The following is a 6,997-nucleotide window of genomic DNA, read 5'->3' on the forward strand; positions in this document are numbered from 1 at the left end:
CGGAGAAGATGGTCTCCGGTTTTTTTATCTCTGCATTTCAGATGAGCTCTTGCGCATACTGGTATAGCGCTTTCAGCAGCGCCTGTTTCTCGGCATTCCCTTCATACTGGCCGTAAAGCATCTCCAGCTCCTGAGCGTAGCTGTTGAGAAATTCCGGGGTAAAGACGTTGCGTCGATGCTGTAGCCAGCGCTCCTGCTCAGCCTCATCCAGCGTGCCTGGATAGTTGCGCGCCCGGTAGTTAAACATCAGCTTCTCAATGCGCGTGTCCGCAAAGGTGATATCCAGCGCGGGCAGATTCCGCGGGTCGGTTTGCAGCACGATATTCATCGCCGCGCGGTCGGCGTCGCTGAAGAAGCCGTTATAAAGCTGCGCATCCACGTTTTCAGACGGCACAAACGGCTCTGCTTCGGCAAAAATGGCGACGACTTTCTCGCGCACCTGCGGGTTGTCGCGCAGCACTTTCAGGTTATCGAGGCAGTGCTGACGGTTAATCCCCAGCCGGTCGGCGTCTTCCGGGCGCAGCGTATTGGCCTGGGCCAGCACCGGACATTTATTGATGTGCACCAGTTTAACCGGTACAGCGGGCAGGTCACCCAGCGCCTCTTTCGGCGTATACAGCCGTTCACGCAAGGTGTCGCTGTCAAGCTCAAGCAGCGGGGAGATATCCCCGGCAAGATCCACCATGATGACGGCGTTACGGTTATCCGGGTGCCAGGCGAGGGGCGCTACCCAGCTCGTGTTCCCGCGCCACGCCCCGAACATCCCTGAAATATGCACCAGCGGTTTCATCTGCGGCACATCAATCAGCGTCATCAGCTTCTGCTTGCTGCGGTGGCTTAACAGATACTCAAACAGGCGCGGCTGCGCGGTTTTAACGAGTTTCGCCATAGCGATGGTCGCGTAAACGTCTGCCATCGCGTCGTGGGCATTGCTGTGCTCGATGCCGTTGGCGCGCGTCAGGTGCTCGAGCCTGAAGCTCGGCAATCCGTCGTCGTTCTCCGGCCAGTGAATCCCTTCCGGGCGCAGCGCATAACAGGCGCGCATAATATCCAGCAAATCCCAGCGTGAATTGCGGTTCTGCCAGCTCCAGGCGTACGGATCGTAGAAGTTGCGGTAGAAGATATTACGCGTCACTTCATCGTCAAAGCGGATGTTGTTGTAACCCACCACGCAGGTATTGGGCACCGTGAACAGATCGTGGATGCGACGGGCAAATTCCGCTTCGCTAACGCCTTTATCCCGCGCTTCCTGAGGCGTAATGCCTGTCACCATCACCGCGCCCGGCTGCGGCAGATAGTCATCGGCGGGCTTGCAGTAAAACACCTCGGGTTCGCCGATGATGTTAAATTCGTCATCGGTACGGATAGCCGCAAACTGCGCCGGTCGGTCCAGCGCCGGATGGGTGCCAAAGGTTTCGTAATCGTGGAACAAAAAAGTCGGGCGCGCGGCAGAGTCAGACACCAGTAATCTCATCCTGTTAAAAATTGACGTCTCTATGGTAAACGATTGGGGTGAGCAGTCCGAATAAAAAGCACGGTCAGGCAAGAAATTTGCGAGATTCGTTCCAGAAAAATTTGCGCGTTGTCACATTTTTTTGCAATTAAGGCAGGTAACGACATCAGAACTGCCGTAAAAAGGTCATCGATTTTTACTGACCTGAGGATATACCGTTGAAACGCCGTCTGTTTATTGCTGTTTCTTTACTCGCTTCGAGTATTTCATCCGCGCTGGCTGCCGAGCCGCTGGATTTTTCACCTCAGCCGCCTGCCATTCAGGCAGGATCCTGGGTATTGATGGATTACACCACGGGTCAAATCTTAACGGCGGGCAACGAACATCAGCAGCGCAATCCGGCGAGCCTGACCAAACTGATGACGGGGTACGTTGTCGATCGCGCCATTGATAGCCACCGTATCAGCCCCGATGACATTGTGACGGTCGGACGTGACGCCTGGGCAAAAGGCAATCCGGTCTTTGACGGTTCATCGCTGATGTTTCTGAAGGAGGGCGACAGGGTTTCCGTGCGCGATCTCAGCCGCGGCCTGATTGTTGATTCCGGCAATGACGCCTGCGTAGCGCTGGCGGATCACGTGGCGGGCGGTCAGCCACAGTTCGTCAGGATGATGAATGACTACGTCGAAAAGCTAAACCTGCGCGATACCCACTTCGAAACCGTACACGGGCTGGATGCACCGGGTCAGCACAGCTCCGCTTACGATCTCGCCGTGCTTTCCCGTGCCATCATTCACGGCGAACCTGAGTTCTACCACATGTACAGCGAGAAAAGCCTGACCTGGAACGGCATTACCCAGCAGAACCGTAACGGGCTGCTGTGGGATAAGACCATGAACGTGGATGGCCTGAAAACGGGGCACACGTCGGGCGCGGGCTTCAACCTGATTGCCTCCGCGGTGGACGGTCAGCGTCGGCTGATTGCGGTGGTGATGGGCGCAGACAGCCCGAAAGGGCGTGAAGATCAGGCGCGCAAGCTGCTGCACTGGGGACAGCAAAATTTCGATACGGTGCAGATCCTGCATAACGGCAAAAAAGTGGGTACCGAACGCATCTGGTACGGCGATAAAGAGCAGATCGCGCTGGGCACGGATCAGGATTTCTGGCTGGCCTTGCCCAAAACGGAAGTGCCGAATATCAAGGCAAAATACGTAATGGATAAAAAAGAGCTGGAAGCGCCGATTGCCGCGCACCAGCGGGTAGGGGAGATCCAGCTGTACGATCGCGACAAGGTGGTTGCGCACTGGCCTCTGGTTACGCTGGAAAGCGTTGAAAAGGGCGGCCTTTTCTCCCGTCTCGGTGATTATCTGCATCATAAGCTCTAACCTTTCGGGCAGACTGGCAGTGTTGCGAGTCTGCTCGCATAATAAACACTCCCGGTTTGCCGATAATCGCGATTCTGCTTTATAGTGTATGTATATACAGTGATAAACGGAGGCAGCATGGACTACAGCGTCAGGCAGCAACAGAAACGTAAAATCGCAGGCTTTCATCTCGTGGGGCCGTGGGAAAAAACGGTCAAGCAGGGGTTCGAACAGCTCGTGATGTGGGTAGACGGGCGTCATATTCAGCCGCAGGAATGGGTAGCCGTTTATTACGACAACCCGGATGACGTGCCGGCGGAAAAGCTCCGCTGCGATACCGCCGTCACGGTCGCTGATGATTTCACTGTACCTGAGAACAGCGAAGGGGTGATGATGACCGAAATCGCTGCCGGGGACTATGCTATCGCCGCTGCCCGTGTGGAAAATCATGATTTTGCCACCCCCTGGAACCAGTTCTTCAACTCCCTTCTCCAGGACAACGCCTACCAGATTGCGCCAAAACCGTGCTTCGAACGTTATCTGAATGATGGCAATACAGACGGCTACTGGGACATTGAGATGTTTGTACCGGTAGAACACAAGGTGGGATAAGCCTGCGAAACGCAGGGTTTTTGAGGCGGTTGTGATCCACCCGCCTCAAAACACAGTACAATTGTGGTTTGCCGTAAAGCTGGAGACGGGTGTGCGCCCCGACAAGTCATTAACCCCATTTGAAATTCGGTTATACAAACATTATCGCGTGGTGCACGGTTGCCGCATTGCGCTGGCGTTTGTGTTGACCTTCGTACTGGTTCGTTTGCTGGATATCCCGGAAGGAACGTGGCCGCTGATCACGCTGGTGGTGGTGATGGGGCCGATCTCATTCTGGGGGAACGTGGTTCCTCGTGCCCTCGAACGCATAGGCGGCACCGTTTTAGGCTCGGCGCTTGGGCTTATCGCCCTGAAGCTGGAGCTGATTTCGTTCCCGATCATGTTGCTGTGGTGCGCGGGGGCAATGTTTCTTTGCGGGTGGCTGGCGCTGGGCAAGAGGCCGTATCAGGCGTTGTTAATTGGCATAACGCTTGCGGTTGTGGTCGGCGCGCCGGCGGGCGATATGACTACCGCACTGTGGCGAAGCGGGGACGTGATCCTCGGCTCGTTGCTCGCCATGCTGTTTACCGGCATCTGGCCGCAGCGCGCCTTCCTGCACTGGCGCATTCAGATGGCAAACTACGTGACGGCATTTAACCGCGTCTACCAGGCCGGGTTTTCACCGAATCTGATCGAACGCCCGCGGCTGGAAAAGCATCTGCAAAAAATCCTCAATGACGTGGTCAAAATGCGCGGGTTGATTACCCCGGCAAGCAAAGAAACGCATATCCAGAAAGCCATTTTTGAAGCCATTCAGACGGTCAGCCGTAATCTGGTCTGTATGCTTGAACTGCAAATCAATGCCCACTGGGCTTCACGCCCCAGCCACTTTCTGATGCTCAACGCGCATACGCTGAAAGAGACGCAGCAGATGACGCAGCAAACCCTGTTGACCATCGCCCATGCGCTCTACGAAGGGAATCCACAGCCCATACGGGCAAACAGCGAGCGGCTGAACGAAATCGTCGCCGAGCTGAAACAGCTGATGAATGAGCGTCAGGCCGACAATGTGGCCGAAACGCCCATCCACGGCTATGTCTGGCTGAGTATGGAGCTGGCACGACAGCTGGAATTATTATCGCAGCTGATTTGCCGGGCACTGCGCAAATAAAAAGCGTACGTGATGCCTGCTGCTTCGATTCAGCAGCAATTAGGGTTATGATGGTTTTAAACGATATACTCATTGTCATTCGCAGCCGCTGTCTGTTAAAACGGTTGCCTTAACGAATCCGAATCTCACATTATCAGGGGTGTAAAAATGGAAACTATTAAGCCTTCGTTCCAGGATGTTCTGGAGTTCGTCCGCCTGTTCCGCCGCAAAAACAAGCTACAGCGTGAAATCCAGGACGTAGAGAAGAAGATCCGTGACAACCAGAAACGTGTCCTGCTGCTGGACAACCTGAGCGACTACATCAAGCCGGGGATGAGCGTTGAAGCTATTCAGGGCATCATCGCCAGCATGAAGAGCGATTACGAAGATCGCGTTGATGACTACATCATCAAAAATGCTGAGCTGTCTAAAGAGCGTCGCGATATCTCCAAAAAGCTGAAGGTGATGGGCGAAATCAAAAACGTCGACGCTAAAGGCGAGTAATCGCGCAATCTGTTGCCCGGTGGCGTTGCGCTTACCGGGTCTGCGATTCCGTAGGTCGGGTAAGGCGTAGCCGCCACCCGACAATTTTACCGAACGCAGAAAAGCAAAAAGCCTGCTTTGAAAGCAGGCTTTTTAAATGTGGCTCCTCTGACTGGACTCGAACCAGTGACATACGGATTAACAGTCCGCCGTTCTACCGACTGAACTACAGAGGAATCGTTGTGGAGGCTTATCTTAGCGGCGAAAAAACTTTTGTCAAACCTCATCTTAGGCAAAAGTGACTGATTGATGATTCTGTCGTCATTTTGTTGCCATTTCAGACATAATTTAATGGAAAATACTTTGCAGGATATGCATTTCTGCCCCATCATTTGAAATGGAGTTTCAACTTTCTCGCTAAGGTCCATTTTGAACGTCACCGCACCCATACGCCAGGCGATTATGCGCACGCCCTGGTATGCCAAACGTAAAAGTTATCGAGTTCTGTTCTGGCGTGAAATCACCCCCCTTGCCGTGCCTATTTTCCTGGAGAATACCTGCGTCCTGTTGATGGGCGTTCTCAGCACCTTCCTGGTGAGCTGGCTCGGCAAAGAAGCGATGGCCGGGGTAGGGCTGGCGGACAGTTTCAACATGGTGGTGATGTCCTTCTTTGCCGCCATCGATCTTGGCACGACGGTGGTGGTAGCGTTTAGCCTCGGCAAACTCGATCCGAAACGCGCCAGGGAAGCGGCCAGACAGTCGCTGATGATCATGACGATTTTCTCGATCGTTCTCGCGGCGGTCATTCATTACTACGGGAAAGAGATCATAGACATCGTCGCCGGCGAAGCGACCGGTGAGGTGAAGGCGCTGGCGCTCACCTACCTTGAAATGACGGTGCTGAGCTATCCGGCGGCAGCCATCGCGCTGATTGGCAGCGGCGCGCTTCGTGGCGCAGGCAATACCAAAATTCCGCTGCTGATAAACGGTGGGATGAACATCCTGAACATTATCATCAGCAGCGTTTTGATTTACGGCGTCTTCTCCTGGGATGGCCTGGGCTTTGTCGGTGCCGGTTTAGGGCTGACGATTTCCCGCTATATTGGTGCGGCGGCGATCATTGGCGTCCTCATGGCGGGCATCACGCCGTCGCTGCGCCTCACGCTGAAAAGCTATTTCCGTCCGCTTAACTTCGCCATTATCTGGGAAGTGATGGGCATCGGGATCCCGGCCAGCATCGAATCCGTGCTGTTTAACGGCGGGAAACTGCTGACGCAGATGTTTGTTGCCGGGATGGGCACCGACGTCATCGCCGGCAACTTTATTGCCTTCTCCATCGCCTCGCTGATTAACCTGCCGGGTAACGCGCTGGGCTCGGCGTCGACCATCATTACCGGTAAACGCCTCGGCAAGGGGCAGATAGGGCAGGCGGAACGGCAGCTTCGCCACGTCTTCTGGCTTTCAACCATCGGGCTGACCGCGATTGCGTGGGGCACCGCGCCGTTTGCCGGACTGATGGCCTCGTTTTATACCCACGAAAACGACGTAAAAGAGGTGGTGAAGGTGCTGATTTGGCTCAACGCGGCGTTTATGCCGATCTGGGCCGCGTCCTGGGTACTTCCTGCCGGGCTGAAAGGGGCGCGCGACGCCCGCTTTGCCATGTGGGTCTCTATGCTCGGCATGTGGGGCTGCCGCGTCGTGGCGGGCTACACGCTGGGGGTGATGCTAGGTATGGGCGTGGTCGGCGTCTGGCTGGGGATGTTCCTTGACTGGGCCGTGCGCGGCGCGCTGTTCTACTGGCGCATGGTGAGCGGACGCTGGCTGTGGAAATATCCGCGAAAAAAAGCGGAACAGGCGGTTTCGGAAACCGCAAACGCCTGACAAATGCGCGAAGTGGAGAATAAATCGGCAAACGATTGAAAATCTGCATTCACCCTTTGACATCCTCAGGGCGCA

General features: G+C 55.1%; 6 protein-coding genes and 1 tRNA gene. 5 read left to right on the forward strand and 2 right to left on the reverse strand.

The annotated features are described in order from the left end of the window. Positions 1 to 37: 37 nt before the first annotated feature. Positions 38 to 1,474 (reverse strand): exodeoxyribonuclease I, encoded by a 1,437-nt coding sequence (gene sbcB / locus E0L16_RS18890; protein ID WP_370551738.1) that lies wholly within the window; start codon positions 1,472 to 1,474, stop codon positions 38 to 40. Between the two features lie 191 nt (positions 1,475 to 1,665). Here sbcB and dacD point away from each other — a divergent pair, with 191 nt between their 5' ends. The 4 genes from dacD to E0L16_RS18910 all read left to right on the forward strand — a co-directional run bounded on the left by dacD (position 1,666) and on the right by E0L16_RS18910 (position 5,062). Beyond that, a complete protein-coding gene (gene dacD, locus E0L16_RS18895; protein WP_146024376.1) occupies positions 1,666 to 2,838 on the forward strand; it encodes a serine-type D-Ala-D-Ala carboxypeptidase DacD in 1,173 nt (390 codons plus the stop codon). Positions 2,839 to 2,955: 117 nt separating this feature from the next. Then, complete coding sequence (gene sbmC, locus E0L16_RS18900; RefSeq protein WP_131637816.1) at positions 2,956 to 3,429, forward strand: DNA gyrase inhibitor SbmC; 474 nt, start codon at positions 2,956 to 2,958, stop codon at positions 3,427 to 3,429. A 91-nt stretch (positions 3,430 to 3,520) separates the two neighbouring features. Continuing rightward, positions 3,521 to 4,579: an FUSC family protein gene (locus tag E0L16_RS18905; RefSeq protein WP_063450219.1), complete on the forward strand. Its 1,059-nt coding sequence runs from the start codon at positions 3,521 to 3,523 to the stop codon at positions 4,577 to 4,579. A gap of 147 nt (positions 4,580 to 4,726) precedes the next feature. After that, positions 4,727 to 5,062, forward strand: coding sequence for a DUF496 family protein (locus E0L16_RS18910; protein WP_063450218.1), 336 nt, complete (start codon positions 4,727 to 4,729; stop codon positions 5,060 to 5,062). A gap of 139 nt (positions 5,063 to 5,201) precedes the next feature. On the opposite strand, the gene E0L16_RS18915 is transcribed toward E0L16_RS18910, so the two are convergent. Further along, a tRNA-Asn gene (locus E0L16_RS18915) sits at positions 5,202 to 5,277 on the reverse strand. Between the two features lie 190 nt (positions 5,278 to 5,467). Between E0L16_RS18915 and emmdR the strand changes: the two genes are divergently transcribed. Then, entirely contained in the window at positions 5,468 to 6,922 is a 1,455-nt protein-coding gene (gene emmdR / locus E0L16_RS18920; RefSeq protein WP_242672234.1) for a multidrug efflux MATE transporter EmmdR, read from the forward strand. The last annotated feature ends 75 nt before the right edge of the window (positions 6,923 to 6,997 follow it).

This window comes from Enterobacter quasihormaechei (assembly GCF_004331385.1).
Classification (GTDB): domain Bacteria; phylum Pseudomonadota; class Gammaproteobacteria; order Enterobacterales; family Enterobacteriaceae; genus Enterobacter; species Enterobacter quasihormaechei.

What these genes read in the sequence shown, in the direction of transcription:
- sbcB (WP_370551738.1), bottom strand. Translation starts at nt 1,474, where the DNA reads ATGAGATTACTGGTGTCTGACTCTGCCGCGCGCCCGACTTTTTTGTTC.
- sbmC (WP_131637816.1), top strand. Translation starts at nt 2,956, where the DNA reads ATGGACTACAGCGTCAGGCAGCAACAGAAACGTAAAATCGCAGGCTTT.
- E0L16_RS18910 (WP_063450218.1), top strand. Translation starts at nt 4,727, where the DNA reads ATGGAAACTATTAAGCCTTCGTTCCAGGATGTTCTGGAGTTCGTCCGC.